The following is a 20,763-nucleotide window of genomic DNA, read 5'->3' as shown; positions in this document are numbered from 1 at the left end:
TCCGGGGCGGGGCCCTTCGCGTTTCTCGGATTTGACCCTGCCTGGGGTTGACGGTTCCTCAGTGGATCCTTTATCTCTTTACCTATGGAAGTAGATAAAGGAGACGACCAGCCCTCGCCCATCGAGTTCCGCCTGGACCCGGCTTCCGGTGTCCCGACCTACCTGCAGCTCGTGCAGCAGGTCGAACAGGCGCTGCGGATGGGCTGGTTGACCGAGGGCGATCGGCTGCCCCGGGTGCGCGAGGTGGTGGCCGGGCTGGCGATCAACCCGAACACCGTGCTCAAGGCGTACCGCGAGCTGGAACACCGCGGCCTCGCGGCCGGCCGCCGCGGCCAGGGCACCTTCATCCGGGGGCTGCCCGTCGGGGTGGTGCCGCTGCGCGAACGGGCCGCGCTGCGGCGGGGGTTGCTGGACTGGATGCGCTCGGCGCGGACCGCCGGGCTGGACGAGGAGGGGATGGCCGCCGTGTTCGAGGACGCGCTGCGCGACCTGCGCGAAGGCCGGGACGGGGTGGTGGCCTGATGGCCGCGGACACGGTGATCGACTGCGCCGGACTCGGCAAGCGCTACCGTCGCTCCTGGGCCCTGCGGGACTGCCGACTGGCCGTCCCCGCCGGGCACGTGGTGGCCCTGGTCGGCCCGAACGGCGCCGGCAAGACCACGCTGCTCAGCCTGGCCGCCGGACTGACCCTGCCCAGCGAGGGCGCGCTGACCGTCCTCGGCGACCAACTGCCCGGCTCACCCCGGGCGTTGGACCGAATCGGCTTCGTCGCCCAGAACGCCTCGCTCTACCCGGGCCTGCCCGTACGCGACCTGCTCGCGATGGGCCGCCACCTCAACCGCCGCTGGGACGAGGCCCGGGCCCGGACCCACCTGGAGGGCCTCGGCATCCCGCTGGACCGCAAGTACGGCCGCCTCTCCGGCGGTCAGCAAGCCCAGGTCTCGCTCGCCCTCGCGCTCGCCAAGCGCCCCGAACTCCTGCTGCTGGACGAGCCCTTGGCCTCGCTCGACCCGCTCGCCCGGCACGACTTCATGGCGGTGCTGCTGACCGCCGTGGCCGAGGACGGGCTGTCGGTGATGTTCTCCTCGCACGCCGTCCACGAGCTCCAGCAGAGCTGCGACTACCTGGTGGTGCTCGGCGGCGGCCGGGTCCAGGTGGCGGGGGAGGTGGACGACCTGCTGGGCGGCCACCGGATGCTCACCGGCCCGACCGCCGAGGCGGACGGAATCGCCGAGCGGCTGCCGGTGGTCCGAGACCGCCGGGCCGGCGCCCAGTCCCACCTGCTGGTCCGCACCGGCGGCGTGGATGCCCCGATCTCCGACGGCTGGCGCCAACAGCGCGTCGGCCTGGAGGAGTTGGTGCTCGCCTACCTGCGCGAGCCGACCGCCTGCGCCCTCCCCGGCCCGCGCGGGGCCGTTTCACCGAACGAGAAGGTACTGCTGCCGTGAGCTCCCTGACCCTCGCGCCGCCCCGCTCCGCCGTCCTGCGCGCGGCCGGGCTGCGCCACCGGCCCGCGCTGCGGACCCTGCTGGGTGTCCTCGCCGGGCTGGCCGTCGTACTGGCCGTCACCGGCTACTTCCTCCACGCGGGGCTCGACCGCTCCGGTGCGGGCGGCTGCGACATGGCGCTGCGGTCCTGCAACGAGCGCTGGAAGGAGTTCCTGCGTGAGTACGGCGCCGAGTTGACGGTCGGCGGGAACGTGGCCTACTTCCTGGGTGGCGCCCTCGGCGCGTTCGTGGGTGCTCCGCTGCTGGCCAGGGAGTTCGAGCACGGCACGGTGCGCTTCGCGTGGACCCAGGGAGCCGGTCGCACCCGCTGGACGGTCGGCGGGCTGGTGGTCGTCGGCGGTGTGCTGGCCGTCGCGACGGCCCTGGTGGCGGCGGTGCTGCACTGGTGGATCGCGCCGCTGACGGCGGAGGCGGGCCGGTTCGCGCCGCTGGCGTTCGCCAGCGCCCCGCTCGCGATGGTCGGCCGGGTGCTGCTGGTCTTCGCGTTGTCGGCGCTCGCGGGCGCGGTGCTGCGGCGGACGGTGGCGGCGGTGGGGATCGGGGTCGGCGCCTCGGTCGTGACCGTGCTGGTTGCCGAGTCCCTGCGGTTCGACTACCGCGCCCCGCTCCAGGACACCGTCCACACGCTCGCGCAGACCTCGCTCGACCACCGCTGGGAAGGCGGCTTCTGGGTCACCGACCCGGCGGGGAACCGCCTCGGCCTCGGCCGGCTCTACGACCTGGGCGGCGACTACTTCGGCGCCCAGAAGCTGCTGAGCGAGGGCGGCTACGCGCTGCACGAGACCTACCAGCCGGACGGTCGCTACTGGCTGTTCCAGTCCATCGAGTTCGGCTGGATGACCCTGCTCGCCGCGGTGCTCTGCGCGGTGGCGGTCTGGTGGGTGCGGCGCCGCGCGGTCTGACCTGCGGGTCCGTGGATCGCTTGAAGAGTTTCCGTCAAAACCCTTGCGGGAGCGCGGCCGGACGGCTTTCCTACTTCTCGTTAGGAAAGTTTCCTAACCCCACGAGGAATCGGAGCGTCCCATGCGCCCTCAGCCCCGTCGTGCCCTCCGCATAGCCCTCGCCGCCGCCCTGGTGGCCGCGCCCCTCACCGTCGCGGCCACCTCGGCGGCCCAGGCCGCCCCGGCCGCGAGCGCGACCGTCCAGCTCAAGGGGGTCGGGCTGGACGACCCGCACAAGAAGGACATCGCGATGCAGCTGGTGTCCAGCGCGGAGAACTCGTCGCTGGACTGGAAGGCCCAGTACAAGTACATCGAGGACATCAAGGACGGGCGGGGCTACACCGCCGGCATCATCGGCTTCTGCTCCGGCACGGGCGACATGCTGGACCTGGTCCAGCACTACACCGACCTCAAGCCCGGCAACGTCCTGGCGAAGTACCTGCCCGCGCTGAAGAAGGTCAACGGCACCGACTCGCACGCCGGCCTCGGCTCCGCGTTCGAGCGCGACTGGGCCGCCGCCGCCAAGGACACCGTCTTCCAGCAGGCCCAGAACGACGAGCGCGACCGGGTGTACTTCAACCCCGCCGTCAAGCAGGCCAAGGCCGACGGCCTGCGCGGGCTCGGCCAGTTCGCCTACTACGACGCCATCGTCATGCACGGCCCGGGCAACAGCTCGGACAGCTTCGGAGGCATCCGCGCCGCCGCCATGAAGAAGGCCAAGACCCCCGCCCAGGGCGGCGACGAGGCCACCTACCTCAAGGCCTTCCTGGACGCCCGCAAGGTCGTCATGAAGAAGGAGGAGGCCCACTCCGACACCAGCCGGGTCGACACCGAGCAGCTGGTCTTCCTCAACGCCAAGAACTTCGACCTCAACCCGCCGCTGAAGTGGAAGGTCTACGGCGACAGCTACGCCATCAACAGCTGACGCGACGCCCAACAACCGACGCACCGTCAAAAAGCGGGCCCGGCAGCCGGATCGCGGCCGCCGGGCCCCGCTTCGCGGCACCCGAGGAGTCAGGCGCTCGCGGTGTAGTCGTAGAAGCCGCGGCCGGACTTGCGGCCGAGCAGGCCCGCGTCGACCATCCGGGAGAGCAGCGGGGGAGCGGCGTACAGCGGCTCCTTGTACTCGTCGTACATCGACTCGGCGATCGAGACGATGGTGTCCAGGCCGATCAGGTCGCACAGCCGCAGCGGGCCCATCGGGTGGGCGCAGCCGGCCTCCATGCCCTTGTCGATGTCGGAGGCGGTGGCCACGCCCGACTCGAACATCCGCACCGCGGACAGCAGGTACGGCACCAGCAGCGCGTTGACCACGAAGCCGGCCCGGTCGCGGGCGCGGATCGGCTCCTTGCCGAGCACCTGGGAGGCGAAGGCCTCGACCCGCTCGGTGGTGGTCGCCGAGGTGGTCAGGGTCGGGATGACCTCGACCAGCTTCTGCACCGGCGCCGGGTTGAAGAAGTGCAGGCCGATGACCTGCTCCGGGCGGGAGGTGGCCGCGGCCAGCTTCACGATCGGGATCGAGGAGGTGTTGGAGGCGAGGATCGCGTCGCGGCGCTCGATGACCTGGTCCAGGGTCTGGAAGATCTTGACCTTGATGTCCTCGCGCTCGGCGACGGCCTCGACCACCAGGTCGCGGTCGGCGAAGTCGGACAGGTCGACGGTGAAGGACAGCCGGGACATCGCCTCGTCCCGCAGCTCGGGGGTCAGCTTGCCGCGCTTGACCGCCGTGTCCAGGGAGTTGGTCAGCCGGGTGCGGCCGAACTCCAGTGCCTCACCGCTGGCCTCCGACACCAGGACATCCAGCCCGGCCCGGGCGAAGACCTCGGCGATGCCCGACCCCATCAGGCCACAGCCGACTACTCCGACGCGCGCGATGTCACTCACTCAGTTGCCCTTCGGTGGTGCTGGGGGTCGCCCAGCGACAGGTGGCCCAGCGAGCTGCTGGTCAGCGGGTCGGTGCACCGGAATGGGTGCACCGGTCACCGCCCCGACGACGTTACTACTCCGTACCGGCCAGTAGGTCACCCCCTCCCCGGAGGAGTGCCACCGCGGGCGATTCCCCCGAACGGGTGAGGCGGCGGTTCCGGCCCGTGCGCCCGGGGCCACCGCCGCCCGGCGGGCGACAGAATGCCGCAGGTGGGGGCCGGGGACGGACCGGCGCACAGGGCCGGGGGCGGGAAGGGAGCACACACGGTGTCGACGGGATCGCTCGCAGGACAGGTCGCCCTGGTCACCGGCGCCGGCCGGGGCATCGGCCGGGAGATCGCCATCGGCCTGGCCGCCGAGGGAATGGCCGTCGGCCTGGTCGGCCGCACCCACGAGACGCTGACCGACACCCTCAAGGAGTGCGTCAAACACGGCTCCCGCGGCGTCGCCGTCACCGCCGACGTCACCCGCCCCGGATCGGTGCGCGAGGCCGTCCGGCTCGTCGAACGCGACCTCGGCCCGATCGACCTGCTGGTCAACAACGCCGGCCGGGTCGACCGCGCCGAGGTGCCGATCTGGGAGACCGACGCCAACCAGTGGTGGCAGGTGATCGAGACCAACCTGCGCGGCCCCTACAACCTGCTGCGCTGCGTACTGCCCGGCATGGTCGCCCGACGGCACGGCCGGGTGGTCAACCTCAACTCCGGCTTCGCCCTGCGCCCGGACGGCAACTACACCGCGTACGCCACGTCCAAGGGCGCGCTGCTCCAGCTCTCCGACAACATGGCGGACTCGCTCGCCCGGCATGACGTCGTCGTCCTCGACATCAGCCCGGGCGCGGTCGCCACCGACATGACCGCCGGGATGCCGATGTTCCGGTCCACGACGAGCTGGGGCTCCATCCCGTACATGGTCGCCGTCACCGTGGACGCCGCCCGCGGCCGCTTCGACGCGCTGCACGGGCGGTTCATCCACGCCGGGCGGGACGACCTGGCGGAGCTGGTCGACCGGGCCGAGGCGATCCGCGCCTCGGACGCCCGCACGCTGCGGCTGCGCCCGTACAAGGACGACGACCCGATGGTCTGACCGGGCCCGCGGGGTGCGGGCCTCGCTGGGTGCGGTGCGATCCGGCGCGGTGCGATCCGGTGGGGGGCTCAGGCGCAGAGTTGGCTGGCGGTGACCGGCTTGAGCCCGGCCTTGGCGAGCCCGTCCAGGATGGCCGGCATCGCGTCCACCGTGCACTGGTGGCCCATGTGCAGCGCCACCACCGAGCCGCCGCGCACCGAGTTCAGCACCCGGCGCTGCAGTTCGGCGGCCGAGGGGTCGTTGTAGTCGCGCGGGTCGACGTCGAAGGACAGCACGTGCTCGTAGCCGACGGCCCTGGCCTGCTCGCGCACCATCGGGGTGGCGTACTGCGCGGCGGAGGGTCGGAACCATCGGCCGATCGAGCCGGTGAGCTTCTGCAGCCGGTCGGCGCACTGGGCGATCTCGGCGCGCGCCTGGTCGGGCGTCATGGCGGAGATGTTGAGGTGGTTCTGGGTGTGGTTGCCCAGCTCGTGGCCGCCGTCCAGGATCCGCCGGGCCATCTGCGGCTGCTGGTCGAGCCAGCTGCCGACGACCATCACGGTCAGCTTGGCGCCGCGCTGCTCGGCGATCTCCAGCAGCGCGGTGGCGAGCTTCGGGTCCCCGCTGCCGTGGACGGTGAGCGCCACGTTCTTGCCGGTGCGCGGCCCGTACACGACCTCGACCGGGGTGCCGGGCGCGAGCGGCGGCAGCGGAGGCGGGGTCGGCGGGGCGGAGGCCTGGGCGGTGGCCGGGGTCGATTCGGTGGCGGGCTGGGGCTCCGCCGCGGCGGTCGGCGCGGGGGAGGCCGGGCCCTCGCTGCCGTTCCAGGCCGGGTCGGTGTTGTGCTGCGGGTCGACGGTGCCGGGGTGCGCGGCCAGCGCCCCGGGGTCGGCCCGGCGGGGTGCGCCGGTGCCGCAGGCGGTGACGAGGCCACCGGCGGCGGTGAGGGCGGCCAGCTGGGCGGCGGTGCGCAGTACGGTGCGGCGGTCGGCAGTCATCGGCAGCCAGCATAGAGAGGGCGGCACCGGCGGGCGATCCGGTATGACCGGGTCCGGACCGTCCTTGACGTGCACACACTCTGTCTACGGGTGTTGCGTAAACCTGAACTCCCGCTGTTTCCACGGTGTGTCGTTGGATACGATCACCGCGCACCGCCTGTTGACGGGCGGTCGCACAATTCCGGCATGGCGCATTGGGGGCGGAACAGGATGCACAAGGACACCGCGGCGACCGGCGGGGCGGCCGACACCGACTGGCACTGGGCCAGAGCGGACCACTGGCAGCCGCCGAGCGAGCTGGACACCGGCATCCCGCATACGGCCCGGATGTACGACTACTACCTGGGCGGCAAGGACAACTTCGAGGCCGACCGCAAGGCCGCCCAGGCCGCGATAGCCGCCTACCCGGCGCTGCCGCTGCTGGCCCGCACCAACCGGCAGTTCCTCGGCCGCGCCGTGGAGTTCGCGGCCGGCCGGGGCATCCGCCAGTTCGTCGACATCGGTACCGGCATCCCGGCCGTCGGCTCCACCAACGAGGTCGCCCAGCGGGTCGCCCCGGACGCCCGCGTGGTGTACGTGGACAACGACCCGATCGTCGCCACCCACGCCCGCGCCCTGCTGGCGAGCCACCCCGCCGGGCACACCTCGGTGATCGAGGCCGACCTGCGCGACCCGGCCGCGATCCTCGCCCACCCCGGGCTGGCCGCCTCCGTCGACCTCTCCCAGCCCGTCGCGCTGATGCTGGTCGCCGTCCTGCACTTCATCCGCGACGAGGACGGCGCGCAGCAGATCGTCCGCACCCTGCGCGACGCGCTCGCCCCCGGCAGCGCGCTGATCCTCTCGCACGGCAGCCCGGACTTCGCCTCCCGGGAGAGCGCCGCCGAGGGCACCCGGATCTACAGGAGCGCCAGCGCCCCGCTCGTCCTGCGCCCCCGGGCCGGGGTCGAACCCTTCTTCGGCGACTTCGAGTTCGTCGGCCCCGGGCTCGTGCAGCTCCCGCTCTGGCGCCCCACCGCCGGCCACGTCCCCACCACCGAACTGCCCGAGGGCTGGCAGGACGTGTCCGCGTACGCGGGCGTCGCGTTCAAGAAGTAGTCCGCGCTCGCGATCGGACGTGACCCAGCCCCGTCCCGGCGCCTCCCTCCTGCGCCGGGACCGGGCCACCGCAGCCTACGCACCGCCACTGACAACCCCTCAGCGCCCCGGGTGGCCTGCGCCGTGACCACCGCCCTGCCACCCCTCCCCGCTGCCGTCGCCGATGCCCTGGGGCGGCTCGCCGTTCAGGCGGAGTACCCCGTACGAACGGGGAGAACCGGGCGAAATTGACGCGACAGGGCGTGCCGGGCGGTGCTAGCTTCCGCGGCATGGAAGCCCTGAGTGAGAACGAGATCCGCGCGTCCTTCGTCAACTGTTCCAAGGGCGAGGCCCGTCGGCTCAACCTGCCCCGGGGCCTGGCGGAACTGCCGTGGGAGAACCTGGACTTCCTGGGCTGGCGGGACCAGGGCGCGCCCGACCGCGCCTACCTGGTGGCCCCGTACGGCGGCGAACTGGTCGGTGTGACGCTGCGGGTGCCGACGGTCCGGCGCAGCCTGACCAAGACCAACGTCTGCTCGCTGTGCATCACCGCGCACGCCGGCAGCGGCGTCGCGCTGCTCGCCGGCCGGCGGGCCGGCGCGGCCGGGCGCGAGGGCAACACGGTCGGGACGTACATCTGCGCCGACCTCGCCTGCTCGCTCTACGTGCGCGGGCTGAAGAAGTCCGCCCTGGTCACCCGGCCCGAGGAGTCGCTGTCGCTGGAGGACCAGGTCGCCCGGACGATGGGCAACCTCGACGCCTTCCTCGCCAGGGTGCTCACCGACACCGCCGCGTAGCCCGCCGTGTAGCCCGCCTGGTGAAGCGTCGCGCAGCCGGCCGCATTGAGCGCCGCGTAAGGGCTCTCACTGCCCGCGCAGCTGGTCCAGTTCGCGGCGCTCCCGCTTGGTCGGGCGCCCGGCCCCGCGGTCCCGCTCCCCGGCCGCCGCGACGAACTCGCGCGGCGGCCGCGGCGGGCTGTTGTCGACCAGGCACTCCGCCGCCACCTCGGCGCCGACCCGCTTGCGGATCAGCTTGCGCACCTCGACGACCCGCTCGTGGTTCTCCTCGCGGACCCGGACCTCGTCCCCGGGCTTCAGCGCCTGGGCCGGCTTGGCCCGCTCACCGTTCACCCGGACGTGCCCGGCCCGGCAGGCGGCCGCCGCCAGCGCCCGCGTCTTGACCAGCCGGACCGACCAGATCCAGCTGTCCACCCGCACGCTTCCCTCGTGTTCAGCCATCCTCGGAGCCTACCCAAGCGATCCGGTCCGGTCGGGGGCTATCAGCGGCCGGGGGCTTACGCGGCGGTCGGGGCCTACGCGGTGGTCGGGGCCTACGCGGCGGTCGGCGCTTCCTGCACTGCCCAGCCGTTGCCGTCCGGGTCGTTGAAGAACACGAAGTTGTTCCAGGCCTCGCCGTGCCCGTTCACCCGGGCTCCCGCCACGAAGTGCTGGACCGGGCTGACCGGTACGCCCCGCGCCGCCAGTTCGGCGTGGGCCTTCTCGATGTCGGCCACCACCAGTTGGAGGCCCTTGACCGAGCCGGGCGGCGAGTCGATCACCCCCTGGCCCACCACGATGGAGCACGGCGAGCCCGGGGGAGTCAGCTGGACCACCCGGACCCCGTCCCGCAGGCGGGTGTCGTGGTCCACCGTGAAGCCGGCCTGCTCCTCGTAGAAGAGCTTCGCGCGGTCCACGTCGGACACTGGGACCACTACGACTTCGAGCTTCCAGTCCATCGCCCTCACCCCTCTCGGTCGGGCTCTTCCAGTATCCGTCCGGCGGCGTTCTTCCAAAACTGTTCCCCGGTGTCCGTCCGATAGCCTGAGAACACGATGAATCCCCAGACCACGCCCGCCGCGACCCCGTTCTCCACCCCGTGGGGCACCTTCGACCTCACCCGCTTCCCTGCGGACCCGCGCGAGCGGCTCCGGGCCTGGGACGCCGCCGACGAGTACCTGCTGCGCCACCTCGCGGGCGAGGCGGACAGCGCGTCCGGCGCCGCGACCGAGCTGGCCGGCCGCCGGATCGCCGTCCTCGGCGACCGCTGGGGCGCGCTGACCACCGCGCTCGCCGAGCACCGGCCGGTCCAGATCTCCGACTCCCACCTCGGCCGACAGGCCACCCTGGCCAACCTGGCCCGGGCCGGCGCCGCCGTCGACCAGGACCGGCTGCTCACCACCCGGGACACCCCGCCGGAGCGGATCGACGTGCTGCTGGTGCGCGTCCCCAAGAGCCTGGCCCTGCTGGAGGACCAGCTGCACCGGCTCGCCCCCGCGATCCACGCCGGCACCGTGGTGATCGGCGCCGGCATGGTCACCGAGATCCACACCTCCACCCTCCAGCTCTTCGAGCGGATCCTCGGCCCGACCCGCACCTCGCTCGCCGTCCGCAAGGCCCGGCTGATCTTCTGCACCCCCGACCCGGCGCTCGAGCCCGGCCCCAACCCGTGGCCGCACCGCTACGCGCTGCCGTCGGACATCGGCCCCGCGTCCGGCCGTACGGTGGTCAACCACGCCGGCACCTTCTGTGCCGAGCGGCTCGACATCGGCACCCGTTTCCTCCTCGCCCACCTGCCGACCCCCGCCCCGGGCGCCCGGGTGGTGGACCTCGGCTGCGGCAACGGCGTGGTCGGGACGGCCGCCGCGCTGGCCGGGCCCGGCGCGGAGCTGGTCTTCGTGGACGAGTCGCACCAGGCGGTGGCCTCCGCCGAGGAGACCTTCCGTACCAACCTGGGCCCGGACGCCCCGGCCGAGTTCCGCGCCGCCGACGCGCTCGCGGCGGACGTGGTCGCCCCCGGCTCGGTGGACCTGGTGCTCAACAACCCGCCGTTCCACTCCCACCAGGCCACCACCGACGCCACCGCGTGGCGGATGTTCACCGGCGCCAAGCGGGCGCTGCGGCCGGGCGGTGAACTCTGGGTGGTCGGCAACCGTCACCTCGGCTACCACGTCAAGCTGCGCCGTCTCTTCGGCAACTGCCAACTCGTGGCGGGCAACCCCAAGTTCGTGGTGCTGCGCGCCGTCAAGCGCTGACCGGCGCCTGGCCGGCGGCTGACCCGGGGCCTCACCGGCCCGCGGCCGCCCTGCGGGGCTCCGACACAGACTCCTTGCATGGATTTTCCCCCGCGCGTATATTCATGCCACGACTAAGGAGGAACGCCATGGCATTGCGAGTCGCCGTCGCCGGAGCGAGCGGGTACGCGGGTGGCGAGGTGCTGCGCCTGCTGCTCGGCCACCCGGAGGTGGAGATCGGGGCGCTGACCGGCGGCTCGAACGCGGGCACCAGGCTGGGCGCGCTGCAGCCGCACCTGATCCCGCTCGCCGACCGCGTCCTCGAGCCCACCACCCCCGAGGTGCTGGCCGACCACGACGTGGTGTTCCTGGCGCTGCCGCACGGCCAGTCCGCCGCCGTCGCCGAGGCCCTCGGCCAGAACGTGCTGGTGGTCGACTGCGGCGCCGACTTCCGGCTCAAGGCCGCCGCCGACTGGGAGCAGTTCTACGGCTCCGCGCACGCCGGCACCTGGCCCTACGGCCTGCCCGAACTCCCCGGCCACCGCGCCGCGTTGAAGGGCAGCAACCGGATCGCCGTGCCCGGCTGCTACCCGACGGCCGTCTCGCTCGCGCTGTTCCCCGCGTACGCGGCCGGACTCGCCGAGCCGGAGGCCGTGGTGGTCGCCGCCTCCGGCACCTCCGGCGCGGGCAAGGCCGCCAAGCCGCACCTGCTGGGCAGCGAGGTGATGGGCAGCGTCAGTCCGTACGGCGTCGGCGGCGTCCACCGGCACACCCCCGAGATGATGCAGAACCTCAGCCCGCTCGCCGGCGAGCCGGTCACCGTCTCCTTCACCCCCACCCTCGTCCCGATGCCGCGCGGCATCCTCGCCACCTGCTCGGCGAAGGCCAAGCCGGGCGTGACCGCCGAGAGCCTGCGCGCCGCCTACACCGAGGCGTTCGCGGACGAGGCCTTCGTCCACCTGCTGCCCGAGGGGCAGTGGCCGCAGACCAGCAGCGTCTACGGCGCCAACACCGCCCTGGTCCAGGTCGCCCTGGACGCCGCCGCCGGGCGGATCATCGCGATCAGCGCGATCGACAACCTGGTCAAGGGCACCGCGGGCGGCGCGGTGCAGAGCATGAACATCGCCCTGGGCCTGCCCGAGGAGCTGGGCCTTCCCGTGAACGGAGTCGCACCGTGAGCACCGGCAACAACGTGAGCACCGGCACCAACGCGAGCCCCGGCGCCAACCCGGGCACCGGCACCAACGTGGGCGTGACGGCAGCCAAGGGCTTCCGCGCCGCCGGGGTGACCGCCGGCATCAAGGCCTCCGGCACCCCGGACCTCGCCCTGGTGGTCAACGACGGCCCCTCGCTCGCCGCGGCCGGCGTCTTCACCGCGAACCGGGTCAAGGCCGCGCCGGTGCTCTGGTCCGAGCAGGTCCTCAAGGGTGGCCAGGTCTCCGCCGTCGTCCTCAACTCCGGTGGTGCCAACGCCTGCACCGGCCCGCTCGGCTTCCAGGACACCCATGCCACCGCGGAGAAGGTCGCGGAGGAGCTGAAGCTCAACGCGGGCGAGGTCGCGGTCGCCTCCACCGGCCTGATCGGTGTCCGGCTGCCGATGGACATCCTGCTGCCCGGGGTCGCCCTGGCGGCCGGGGCGCTCAGCGAGACCGGCGGGGAGGCCGCCGCGATCGCCATCAAGACCACCGACACCGTGCACAAGACCGCCCAGGTCACCAGCCCGGCCGGCTGGACGGTCGGCGGCATGGCCAAGGGCGCGGGCATGCTCGCCCCGAGCCTCGCCACCATGCTGGTGGTGCTCACCACCGACGTCGCCGTCGACAGCGCCGCCCTGGACGCGGCCCTGCGCGGCGCCACCCGCTCCACCTTCGACCGGATCGACTCCGACGGCTGCATGTCGACCAACGACACCGTGCTGCTGCTCGCCTCCGGCGCCACCGGCATCACCCCGGACCAGGCCGAGTTCGCCGAGGCCGTCCGCACGGTCAGCGGCGATCTGGCCCGCCAGCTGATCGGCGACGCCGAGGGCGCGAGCAAGGACATCCGGATCGACGTCACCGGCGCCGCCACCGAGGACGAGGCGGTCGAGGTCGCCCGGACGATCAGCCGCAACAACCTGCTCAAGTGCGCCATCCACGGCGAGGACCCCAACTGGGGCCGGGTGCTGGCCGCGATCGGCACCACCTCCGCCGCCTTCGACCCGAACCGGCTGGACGTCGCGATCAACGGCGTCTGGGTCTGCAAGGACGGCGGCGTGGGCGAGGACCGCGACCTGGTGGACATGAAGGGCCGCGAGGTCGTCATCACCGCGGACCTCAACGCCGGCACCGCGGGTGCCTCGGTGTGGACCAACGACCTCACGGCCGACTACGTCCACGAGAACAGCGCCTACTCCACCTGATCCGCGACATCCGTTCCGACGAGGGAAACCCGTGCAGATCGCACCCAAGGGCGAACAGGCCCGCAACAACACCGCGTTGCCCAAGGCCATGACCCTGATCGAGGCGCTGCCGTGGCTGGAGCGCTTCCACGGTAAGACCGTCGTGATCAAGTTCGGCGGCAACGCCATGGTGGACGACGAGCTCAAGGCGGCGTTCGCCCAGGACGTCGTGTTCCTCCGCTACGCCGGGCTGCACCCCGTCGTGGTGCACGGCGGAGGCCCGCAGATCAGCGCCCAGTTGGACAAGCTCGGCCTGGAGTCCAGCTTCACCAACGGTCTGCGGGTCACCACCCCGGAGACCATGGACGTGGTCCGGATGGTGCTGGCCGGCCAGGTGCAGCGCGAGCTGGTCGGCCTGCTCAACGGGCACGGCCCGTTCGCCGTCGGCATGACCGGCGAGGACGCGCACACCATGACGGCGGTGAAGCGCTACGCGGTGGTGGACGGCGAGCAGGTGGACATCGGCCTGGTCGGCGACATCGTCAACATCGAGGCCGGCGCGGTGAAGGCGCTGATCGCCGACGGCCGGATCCCGGTCATCTCCTCGATCGCGCGCGGCACCGACGGCCACGTCTACAACATCAACGCCGACACCGCCGCCGCCGCCCTCGCGGTCGCGCTCGGCGCCGAGATGCTCGTCGTCCTCACCGACGTCGAGGGCCTCTACAAGGACTGGCCGAACTCCGACGACGTGATCAGCCAGCTCAACGCGAGCGAGCTGGAGGAGCTGCTGCCCGACCTGGCCAGCGGCATGCTCCCCAAGATGGAGGGCTGCCTGCGCGCCGTCCGCTCCGGCGTGGGCACCGCCCGCGTCCTGGACGGCCGGGTGCCGCACAGCCTGCTGCTGGAGATCTTCACCGACGAGGGCATCGGCACGATGGTCGTGCCGGACGACGAGCCGACCGTGACCGGGGGACTGGCATGACGCACAACGAGCAGCTCACCGAGCGGTGGCAGCACACCTTCACCGACAACTACGGCACCCCCCGGATCCCGCTGGTGCGCGGCGCGGGCAGCAAGCTCTGGGACGCCGACGGCAAGGAGTACACCGACCTGCTCGGCGGCATCGCCGTCAACGCCCTCGGCACCGCCCACCCGGCCGTCGTCGAGGCGGTCGGCCGGCAGATCGCCACCCTCGGCCACGTCTCCAACCTCTTCATGGCCGAGCCCACCATCGCCCTCGCCGAGCGGCTGCTGCAGCTGGACGGCCGGGCGGGCGGCCGGGTGTTCTTCTGCAACTCCGGCGCCGAGGCCAACGAGGCGGCGTTCAAGATCAGCCGGCGGACCGGCCGCACCCACCTGGTCGCCCTCCAGGGCGCCTTCCACGGCCGGACCATGGGCGCCCTCGCGCTCACCGGCCAGCCCGCCAAGCAGGACCCGTTCCGCCCGCTGCCCGGCGACGTCACCCACGTCCCGTTCGGCGACGTCGAGGCGCTGCGCGCGGCCGTCACCACCGAGACCGCCGCGGTCTTCCTGGAGCCGATCCAGGGCGAGAACGGCGCGATCCCGCTGCCGGACGGCTACCTCAGGGCGGCCCGCGAGATCACCCGGGCCACCGGCACCCTGCTCGTGCTGGACGAGATCCAGACCGGCGTCGGCCGCACCGGCCACTGGTACGCCCACCAGGCCTTCGAGGGCGTCGAGCCGGACGTCGTCACCCTGGCCAAGGCGCTCGGCGGCGGCCTGCCGATGGGCGCCACCCTCGCCTTCGGGGAGGCCGCCGAGCTGCTCACCCCGGGCCAGCACGGCACCACCTTCGGCGGCAACCCGGTGGCCGCCGCGGCCGGGCTCGCGGTGCTGGACACCATCGAGTCCGAGGGCCTGCTGGAGCACGTCCGCAAGCTCGGCGAGCGGCTGCGGCACGGTGTCGAGGCGATCGGCGACCCGCTGGTCTCGCACGTGCGGGGGGCCGGTCTGCTGCTCGGCATCGTGCTCACCGCGCCGGTCTCGGCCCAGGTCCAGGCCGTCGCGCAGGAGGCCGGCTACCTGGTCAACGCGGCCGTCGCGGACGCCGTCCGACTCGCCCCGCCGCTGGTGCTGACCGAGCAGGAGGCGGACGCCTTCCTCGCGGCCCTGCCGGGCATCCTCCGGACGGTGCGCGAGAACGCCCCGGCCGATGCGAGTTGACCGTCGTCCGGGAGAATAATCACATGACCGTTTCCCACTCCGGCCCCTCCGCCACCGGCCCGACGCCGCAGGTCCCGCAGACCCGCACCGCGCGCCACCGGCGGATCGTGGACCTGCTCACCCGCCAGCCCGTGCGTTCGCAGAGCCAGCTCGCCAAGCTGCTCGCCGACGACGGACTCGTGGTCACCCAGGCCACCCTCTCCCGGGACCTGGACGAGCTGGGCGCGGTCAAGATCCGCAACCGGGACGGCGCGCTGATCTACGCCGTCCCGGCCGAGGGCGGCGACCGCACGCCGCGCGCGCCGATGGGGGAGTCGGCCAGCGAGGGCCGGATGGCCCGGCTGGCCGGGGAGCTGATGGTCTCCGCGACGGCCTCCGGCAACCTGGTCGTGCTGCGCACCCCGCCGGGCGCCGCCCAGTTCCTCGCCTCGGCGATCGACCAGGCGGAGGTGTTCGAGATCATCGGCACCATCGCCGGCGACGACACCGTCCTGCTGATCAGCCGCGACCCGGCCGGCGGCCAGGCGCTCGCCGACCACCTCATGCAACTCGCCCAGGCGAAGGCGCAGTAGCGCCCGGACTCCGGCAGCCCGGGCGTGACCCCGGCACAGCCCGGCACAGCCCGGTGCAACTCCCGGCGCGACCCCGGCCCGACGAATCCCGTCCGGCCGGGGTTTCCGCGTTTCAGGGGTTTTGTGTTTCATACACTGTCGTGCATACTTATGCCACCCGCTGTACATGTCTGAAGGAGCCAACGCGATGACCGCCCAGCAGTCCTCCGACGTCCGCCTCTGGGGCGCGCGCTTCGCCGACGGCCCGTCCGAGGCGCTGGCCAAGCTGTCCGCCTCGGTCCACTTCGACTGGCGCCTCGCGCCGTACGACATCGCCGGCTCCAAGGCCCACGCCCGGGTCCTGCACAAGGCCGGGCTGCTCTCCGAGGACGAGCTGGCCGCCATGCTGGACGGCCTCGACCGGCTGCTCGCCGACGTCGAGGCGGGCACCTTCACGGGCACCGTCGCCGACGAGGACGTCCACACCGCCCTGGAGCGCGGCCTGCTGGAGCGCCTCGGCGCCGAGCTCGGCGGCAAGCTGCGGGCCGGGCGCTCGCGCAACGACCAGATCGCCACCCTGTTCCGGATGTACCTGCGGGACCACGCGAAGACCATCGGCGGCCTGCTGCTCGACCTCCAGCAGGCCCTCGTCGGCCTCGCCGAGGCGCACCCCGACACCGCCATGCCGGGCCGCACCCACCTCCAGCACGCCCAGCCCGTGCTCTTCGCCCACCACGTCCTCGCGCACGTGCAGGCCCTCGGCCGGGACGCCGAGCGGCTGCGCCAGTGGGACACCCGCACCGCCGTCTCGCCGTACGGCTCCGGGGCGCTGGCCGGCTCCTCGCTCGGCCTCGACCCGCAGGCCGTCGCTGCCGACCTCGGCTTCGAGGGCGGCTCGGTCGGCAACTCCATCGACGGCACGGCCTCGCGCGACTTCGTCGCCGAGTTCGCCTTCGTGACCGCGATGATCGGGATCAACCTCTCCCGGATCGCGGAGGAGGTGATCATCTGGAACACCAAGGAGTTCGGCTTCATCACGCTGCACGACGCCTTCTCCACTGGCTCCTCGATCATGCCGCAGAAGAAGAACCCGGACATCGCCGAGCTCGCCCGGGGCAAGTCCGGCCGCCTGATCGGCAACCTGACCGGCCTGCTGGCCACCCTCAAGGCGCTGCCGCTGGCCTACAACCGGGACCTGCAGGAGGACAAGGAGCCGGTCTTCGACTCCTGCGACACGCTGGAGGTGCTGCTGCCCGCGTTCACCGGGATGATGGCCACCCTCACCGTGCACCGGGAGCGGCTGGAGGAGCTCGCCCCGGCCGGCTTCTCGCTCGCCACCGACATCGCCGAGTGGCTGGTCAAGCAGGGCGTGCCGTTCCGGGTCGCGCACGAGGTGGCCGGCGCCTGCGTCAAGGCCTGCGAGGCCCAGGGCATCGAGCTGTCCGACCTGTCGGACGAGCAGTTCGCCGCGATCTCCGAGCACCTGACGCCGGAGGTTCGCTCGGTGCTCAGCGTGCACGGCGCCATCGCGTCCCGGAACGGGCGCGGCGGCACCGCCCCCTCGGCGGTCGCGGTCCAGCTCGCCGAGGTGAAGGCGGACCTGGCGCGGCAGCAGGAGTGGGTCCAGGGCTGACCGGAGGTCGGCAGGCAGGGGGGCGCGGCGGTCCGACCGGCGCGCCCCTCCGGCGTCCGCGCCACGGCCCGGGCGTAACCGGTCCGGCCGCCGGGCGTCATGCACGGTGTGTGCGCCACCCTTCCCGCCGTCCCCTCCGCCGAGGACGTCTACCTCGCCGAACGCCGCCGCCGCGTGGTCCGCGAGACCGTCGCCGCCCTGCCCGGCCGCTGCCCGCAGCTGATCGCCGCCCTCGCCGAGGACCCGCCGCCCACCTACCGCGAACTCTCCGAGCGCCTCGGCATGCCCCGCGGCTCCATCGGCCCCACCCGCTCCCGCTGCCTCGCCTGCCTGCGCACGCTGCTCCACGCGGAGCGGTACCCGTGAGGCGCGGGGGTGACATCGTGCGCGTCCGTCCGTACTCCCCGGCTCGCGTTCTCCGCCGTGCGCCCCGCTCCACCACCTCCTCCCCGAGCGGGGTGACCCTGCTCACGTCTGTCCCCCCGAAGGTTGAGGGAAGCTGACACCCGGGTAGAGCGCTGGCGAACGCAGCTCTTGACGGTGACGCGATCACTCGGATACTGAGCGTGAGCGCGCCACCCTCTGCGCGCCGGGCACGACGACTGGGGAGGCCCCTCCACATGGGCATGAGCGTGATCATCTCGGCCGCGGCGGTCGAGGACGCGGAGCAGATCCTCAAGCTCCAGTACCTCGGCTACCAGTCCGAGGCCGAGCTGTACGGCGACTGGGCGATCGAGCCCCTGACGCAGAGTCTGGAGAGCCTGCGCGCCGAACTGGCCGAGCAGCACTTCCTGGTCGCCCGGCTGGGCGACGAGGTGGTCGGCACCGTCCGCGGCCGCGTCGAGGCCGACGGCGTCGGCCGGATAGGGCGTCTGGTCGTCCACCCGCGGATGCAGCGCCACGGCCTCGGCGGCCGCCTGCTGGACGCGCTGGAGCGCCGGCTCGCCGAGGAAAGCCCGGTGTCCGCCTACCGCCTGTTCACCGGTCACCGCAGCCTCGGCAACCTGCGGCTGTACGCCCGCCAGGGCTACCGGCAGACCCGGGTCGAGCAGGTCAACGCCCGGCTGAGCTTCGTCCACCTGGAGAAGCCCGCCGCTGCGGAGCTGGCCGCGACGGCCTGAGCCCGACGGCCGCACCCCACACCTCGCCCCGCCGCTCGGCGCCGCCACCATCCGGACGATCCGGTGGCGGCGCCGAGTCATATCACCGCTGGTCACAGCGGTAGATGTCCGCATTGCGGACAGCGCCGTCAAACAATTGGGCGTACCTCGAACCATCTGTTTTACTGGCTCACATGACTGCGACGACGAACTGGACCCCCACCGGCACGCTGCCGGCAGGTGAGCGTGCCATGTGCCGTCGAATGTGTCACTGCTGAGGGCCATCGCCCCCGGTACCCCTCCGCGGGTGCCTTCTCCTCGCGCCCCGAAGCGAGACTCCGGCGCCGCTCCAGCCTGTCCGAGCGCGCCCATCCTCCCGGACCCCTCCCTTCGCCATGCCCGCCCACGTGCGGGCGCCGGTGACTCGTAAGGGCCACGCCGTCGCGCGGCCCGGCCCCCAGCGGCCACGACCAAGGGGTGGCAGGTCCGGATCCCCCCGGCGAAGCGCCGTAAGAAGCCGCCGACCGCAACCCGGTCGGGCGGTCGACCCACGCCGCCCGCCCCCGACCCCCCCGGAAGCTGCTGTGATCACCACCACGGACCTCACGAAGGTCTACCGCTCCCGAGGCCGCGAGGTGACCGCCCTCGCCGGCGTCGACCTGCACGTCCGCCCGGGCGAGGTCTACGGCGTCGTCGGCACCAGCGGTGCCGGCAAGTCCACCCTCATCCGCTGCGTGAACATGCTGGAGCGCCCGACCTCCGGCACCGTCACCGTGGACGGGGTCGAACTCACCGCGCTGTCCGGCGGCGAGAACCGCGCCGGACGGGACCTGCGCGAGGCGCGCCGCCGGATCGGCATGGTCTTCCAGCACTTCAACCTGCTCTCCTCGCGGACGGTGCAGCAGAACGTCGAACTCCCGCTGGAGATCGTCGGCCTGGACCGCACCCAGCGCCGCCGCAAGGCCGCCGAACTGCTCGACCTGGTCGGCCTCGGCGACAAGGCCCGCAGCTACCCCAACCAGCTCTCCGGCGGCCAGAAGCAGCGCGTCGGCATCGCCCGCGCCCTGGCCGGCGACCCCAAGGTGCTGCTCTCCGACGAGGCCACCTCGGCGCTCGACCCGGAGACCACCCGCTCGATCCTCAAGCTGCTGCGCGACCTCAACCAGCAGCTGGGCCTCACCGTCCTGCTGATCACCCACGAGATGGACGTCGTCAAGTCCGTCTGCGACTCCGCCGCCCTGATGCGCGGCGGCAAGGTGGTCGAGTCCGGCGAGCTCACCGACCTGCTGGCCGAGCCCGGCTCCGAGCTGGCCCGCGAGCTGTTCCCGCTCAGCGAGTTCGGCACCGGCCACCCCGGCTCCACCGTGCTGGAGATCACCTTCCAGGGCGACACCCCGGCGCAGCCGTTCGTCTCCCAGCTGGCCCGCACCTACCAGATCGACATCAACATCCTCGGCGCCGCCGTGGAGACCATCGCCGGCCGGATGGTCGGGCGGATGCGGGTCGAGCTGCCCGGCAACCACCAGGACAACGTGGTGCCGATCGGCTACCTGCGCGAGCAGGGCCTGCAGGTGGCCCTCCTCGGCTCGGACGGCATCGGCGCGGCGAACGGAGCGGTGGCATGACCTGGGACCAGATGCAGGAGCTGATGTGGCCCGCCACCCAGGAGACCTTCCAGATGGTCGGGGTCGCGACCGTCTGCACCGTCCTCCTCGGGCTGCCCCTCGGTGTCCTGCTGGTGCTCACCTCCAAGGGCGGAGCGCTGCAGAACCAGCCGGTGAACAAGGTGCTCGGCGCGATCGTGAACCTCGCGCGCTCGATGCCGTTCATCATCCTGATGATCGCGCTGATCTCCTTCACCCGATGGCTGACCGGCAACTCCCTCGGCTGGCAGGCGGCCACCGTGCCGCTGACCGTCGGCGCGATCCCGTTCTTCGCCCGGCTGGTCGAGACCTCCGTCCGCGAGGTGGACCGGGGCCTGATCGAGGCCGTCCAGGCGATGGGCGGCAGCACCTGGACGCTCGTCCGCAAGACGCTGGTACCCGAGGCCCTTCCCGGCATCGTCGCCTCGATCACCACCACCGTCATCGCGCTGATCGGCTACTCCGCGATGGCCGGCACGGTCGGCGGCGGCGGCCTCGGCGACCTCGCCTACCGCTACGGCTACCTGCGCTTCGAGACCGCCTTCATGTGGATCATCGTGGCCGAGATCGCGATCATCGTCACGATCATCCAGCTGGCCGGTGACTACGCCGTGCGCCGCCTGGCGAACCGGGGCCGCGGCGGCGGACGCACCCGCCTGCTCCGCCCGCGTGCCGCCACCACCGCCGACGAGGACCTCGTCGCCTCCTAGACCTCCCTCGTCCGACCTCCGGACGCGGCTCCCCGCA

General features: G+C 72.7%; 22 protein-coding genes. 18 read left to right on the top strand and 4 right to left on the bottom strand.

The annotated features are described in order from the left end of the window. Nucleotides 1–84: 84 nt before the first annotated feature. The 4 genes from ACIBEC_RS04560 to ACIBEC_RS04545 all read left to right on the top strand — a co-directional run bounded on the left by ACIBEC_RS04560 (nt 85) and on the right by ACIBEC_RS04545 (nt 3,374). Nucleotides 85–522 (top strand): GntR family transcriptional regulator, encoded by a 438-nt coding sequence (locus ACIBEC_RS04560; protein ID WP_360498371.1) that lies wholly within the window; start codon nt 85–87, stop codon nt 520–522. Further along, a complete protein-coding gene (locus ACIBEC_RS04555) occupies nt 522–1,448 on the top strand; it encodes an ABC transporter ATP-binding protein (protein ID WP_360498373.1) in 927 nt (308 codons plus the stop codon). Before ACIBEC_RS04560 ends, ACIBEC_RS04555 begins: the two co-directional genes overlap by 1 nt. Next, nucleotides 1,445–2,410, top strand: a complete 966-nt coding sequence (locus ACIBEC_RS04550) for an ABC transporter permease subunit (RefSeq protein WP_360498375.1) — start codon at nt 1,445–1,447, stop codon at nt 2,408–2,410. The genes ACIBEC_RS04555 and ACIBEC_RS04550 overlap by 4 nt, the downstream gene beginning before the upstream one ends. A gap of 121 nt (nt 2,411–2,531) precedes the next feature. Next, on the top strand, nt 2,532–3,374 hold the full coding sequence (locus ACIBEC_RS04545) for a chitosanase (RefSeq protein ID WP_360498377.1): 843 nt from the start codon (nt 2,532–2,534) through the stop codon (nt 3,372–3,374). Between the two features lie 89 nt (nt 3,375–3,463). On the opposite strand, the gene ACIBEC_RS04540 is transcribed toward ACIBEC_RS04545, so the two are convergent. Next, nucleotides 3,464–4,333: a 3-hydroxybutyryl-CoA dehydrogenase gene (locus tag ACIBEC_RS04540; protein WP_360498379.1), complete on the bottom strand. Its 870-nt coding sequence runs from the start codon at nt 4,331–4,333 to the stop codon at nt 3,464–3,466. Between the two features lie 309 nt (nt 4,334–4,642). Here ACIBEC_RS04540 and ACIBEC_RS04535 point away from each other — a divergent pair, with 309 nt between their 5' ends. Then, nucleotides 4,643–5,461, top strand: coding sequence for an SDR family oxidoreductase (locus ACIBEC_RS04535; RefSeq protein ID WP_360498381.1), 819 nt, complete (start codon nt 4,643–4,645; stop codon nt 5,459–5,461). Between the two features lie 68 nt (nt 5,462–5,529). On the opposite strand, the gene ACIBEC_RS04530 is transcribed toward ACIBEC_RS04535, so the two are convergent. Continuing rightward, nucleotides 5,530–6,438, bottom strand: a complete 909-nt coding sequence (locus ACIBEC_RS04530) for a polysaccharide deacetylase family protein (protein WP_360498383.1) — start codon at nt 6,436–6,438, stop codon at nt 5,530–5,532. Between the two features lie 210 nt (nt 6,439–6,648). On the opposite strand from ACIBEC_RS04530, the gene ACIBEC_RS04525 reads away from it, so the two are divergent. After that, entirely contained in the window at nt 6,649–7,533 is an 885-nt protein-coding gene (locus ACIBEC_RS04525; RefSeq protein ID WP_360498385.1) for an SAM-dependent methyltransferase, read from the top strand. 269 nt (nt 7,534–7,802) lie between these two features. After that, a complete protein-coding gene (locus ACIBEC_RS04520; protein ID WP_360498387.1) occupies nt 7,803–8,309 on the top strand; it encodes an FBP domain-containing protein in 507 nt (168 codons plus the stop codon). 66 nt (nt 8,310–8,375) lie between these two features. On the opposite strand, the gene ACIBEC_RS04515 is transcribed toward ACIBEC_RS04520, so the two are convergent. Together ACIBEC_RS04515 and ACIBEC_RS04510 are read right to left on the bottom strand one after the other, a co-directional pair. Then, nucleotides 8,376–8,750 (bottom strand): S4 domain-containing protein, encoded by a 375-nt coding sequence (locus ACIBEC_RS04515; protein WP_360498389.1) that lies wholly within the window; start codon nt 8,748–8,750, stop codon nt 8,376–8,378. Nucleotides 8,751–8,842: 92 nt separating this feature from the next. Further along, complete coding sequence (locus ACIBEC_RS04510) at nt 8,843–9,247, bottom strand: VOC family protein (RefSeq protein WP_360498391.1); 405 nt, start codon at nt 9,245–9,247, stop codon at nt 8,843–8,845. A 96-nt stretch (nt 9,248–9,343) separates the two neighbouring features. Between ACIBEC_RS04510 and ACIBEC_RS04505 the strand changes: the two genes are divergently transcribed. From ACIBEC_RS04505 to ACIBEC_RS04455, 11 genes are all read left to right on the top strand, one after another. Further along, nucleotides 9,344–10,543 (top strand): methyltransferase, encoded by a 1,200-nt coding sequence (locus tag ACIBEC_RS04505; protein ID WP_360498393.1) that lies wholly within the window; start codon nt 9,344–9,346, stop codon nt 10,541–10,543. Nucleotides 10,544–10,671: 128 nt separating this feature from the next. Further along, complete coding sequence (gene argC, locus ACIBEC_RS04500) at nt 10,672–11,700, top strand: N-acetyl-gamma-glutamyl-phosphate reductase (RefSeq protein ID WP_360498395.1); 1,029 nt, start codon at nt 10,672–10,674, stop codon at nt 11,698–11,700. A gap of 68 nt (nt 11,701–11,768) precedes the next feature. Further along, nucleotides 11,769–12,923, top strand: a complete 1,155-nt coding sequence (argJ, locus tag ACIBEC_RS04495; RefSeq protein WP_360498537.1) for a bifunctional glutamate N-acetyltransferase/amino-acid acetyltransferase ArgJ — start codon at nt 11,769–11,771, stop codon at nt 12,921–12,923. Between the two features lie 88 nt (nt 12,924–13,011). Further along, entirely contained in the window at nt 13,012–13,887 is an 876-nt protein-coding gene (gene argB / locus ACIBEC_RS04490) for an acetylglutamate kinase (RefSeq protein WP_360498539.1), read from the top strand. Then, nucleotides 13,884–15,089: an acetylornithine transaminase gene (locus ACIBEC_RS04485; RefSeq protein ID WP_360498397.1), complete on the top strand. Its 1,206-nt coding sequence runs from the start codon at nt 13,884–13,886 to the stop codon at nt 15,087–15,089. The genes argB and ACIBEC_RS04485 overlap by 4 nt, the downstream gene beginning before the upstream one ends. Before the next feature lie 23 nt (nt 15,090–15,112). Further along, the gene (locus ACIBEC_RS04480) at nt 15,113–15,661 is read left to right on the top strand and encodes an arginine repressor (protein ID WP_196946836.1); all 549 of its coding nucleotides are present in this window, start codon (nt 15,113–15,115) and stop codon (nt 15,659–15,661) included. A gap of 187 nt (nt 15,662–15,848) precedes the next feature. Beyond that, nucleotides 15,849–17,273 (top strand): argininosuccinate lyase, encoded by a 1,425-nt coding sequence (gene argH, locus ACIBEC_RS04475; protein WP_360498399.1) that lies wholly within the window; start codon nt 15,849–15,851, stop codon nt 17,271–17,273. Nucleotides 17,274–17,381: 108 nt separating this feature from the next. Next, nucleotides 17,382–17,639 (top strand): hypothetical protein, encoded by a 258-nt coding sequence (locus ACIBEC_RS04470; RefSeq protein ID WP_360498401.1) that lies wholly within the window; start codon nt 17,382–17,384, stop codon nt 17,637–17,639. Nucleotides 17,640–17,893: 254 nt separating this feature from the next. Further along, nucleotides 17,894–18,394, top strand: coding sequence for a GNAT family N-acetyltransferase (locus tag ACIBEC_RS04465; protein ID WP_360498403.1), 501 nt, complete (start codon nt 17,894–17,896; stop codon nt 18,392–18,394). A gap of 563 nt (nt 18,395–18,957) precedes the next feature. Next, nucleotides 18,958–19,998 carry an ATP-binding cassette domain-containing protein gene (locus ACIBEC_RS04460; RefSeq protein ID WP_360498405.1) on the top strand — a complete coding sequence of 347 codons (1,041 nt, stop codon included), beginning with the start codon at nt 18,958–18,960 and terminating at the stop codon, nt 19,996–19,998. After that, entirely contained in the window at nt 19,995–20,726 is a 732-nt protein-coding gene (locus ACIBEC_RS04455) for a methionine ABC transporter permease (protein WP_360498407.1), read from the top strand. Before ACIBEC_RS04460 ends, ACIBEC_RS04455 begins: the two co-directional genes overlap by 4 nt. The last annotated feature ends 37 nt before the right edge of the window (nt 20,727–20,763 follow it).

The organism is Kitasatospora sp. NPDC051164 (genome assembly GCF_044455625.1).
Classification (GTDB): Bacteria; Actinomycetota; Actinomycetes; order Streptomycetales; family Streptomycetaceae; genus Kitasatospora.
This window is presented reverse-complemented; position numbering and strand designations above follow the sequence as displayed.

Coding starts and splice junctions, on each gene's coding strand:
- argC (WP_360498395.1), top strand. CDS start 10,672: ATGGCATTGCGAGTCGCCGTCGCCGGAGCGAGCGGGTACGCGGGTGGC.
- ACIBEC_RS04560 (WP_360498371.1), top strand. CDS start 85: ATGGAAGTAGATAAAGGAGACGACCAGCCCTCGCCCATCGAGTTCCGC.
- ACIBEC_RS04485 (WP_360498397.1), top strand. CDS start 13,884: ATGACGCACAACGAGCAGCTCACCGAGCGGTGGCAGCACACCTTCACC.
- ACIBEC_RS04465 (WP_360498403.1), top strand. CDS start 17,894: ATGGGCATGAGCGTGATCATCTCGGCCGCGGCGGTCGAGGACGCGGAG.
- ACIBEC_RS04530 (WP_360498383.1), bottom strand. CDS start 6,438: ATGACTGCCGACCGCCGCACCGTACTGCGCACCGCCGCCCAGCTGGCC.
- ACIBEC_RS04455 (WP_360498407.1), top strand. CDS start 19,995: ATGACCTGGGACCAGATGCAGGAGCTGATGTGGCCCGCCACCCAGGAG.
- ACIBEC_RS04505 (WP_360498393.1), top strand. CDS start 9,344: ATGAATCCCCAGACCACGCCCGCCGCGACCCCGTTCTCCACCCCGTGG.
- ACIBEC_RS04510 (WP_360498391.1), bottom strand. CDS start 9,247: ATGGACTGGAAGCTCGAAGTCGTAGTGGTCCCAGTGTCCGACGTGGAC.
- argH (WP_360498399.1), top strand. CDS start 15,849: ATGACCGCCCAGCAGTCCTCCGACGTCCGCCTCTGGGGCGCGCGCTTC.
- ACIBEC_RS04545 (WP_360498377.1), top strand. CDS start 2,532: ATGCGCCCTCAGCCCCGTCGTGCCCTCCGCATAGCCCTCGCCGCCGCC.
- ACIBEC_RS04480 (WP_196946836.1), top strand. CDS start 15,113: ATGACCGTTTCCCACTCCGGCCCCTCCGCCACCGGCCCGACGCCGCAG.
- ACIBEC_RS04525 (WP_360498385.1), top strand. CDS start 6,649: ATGCACAAGGACACCGCGGCGACCGGCGGGGCGGCCGACACCGACTGG.
- ACIBEC_RS04520 (WP_360498387.1), top strand. CDS start 7,803: ATGGAAGCCCTGAGTGAGAACGAGATCCGCGCGTCCTTCGTCAACTGT.
- ACIBEC_RS04515 (WP_360498389.1), bottom strand. CDS start 8,750: ATGGCTGAACACGAGGGAAGCGTGCGGGTGGACAGCTGGATCTGGTCG.
- ACIBEC_RS04555 (WP_360498373.1), top strand. CDS start 522: ATGGCCGCGGACACGGTGATCGACTGCGCCGGACTCGGCAAGCGCTAC.
- argB (WP_360498539.1), top strand. CDS start 13,012: ATGACCCTGATCGAGGCGCTGCCGTGGCTGGAGCGCTTCCACGGTAAG.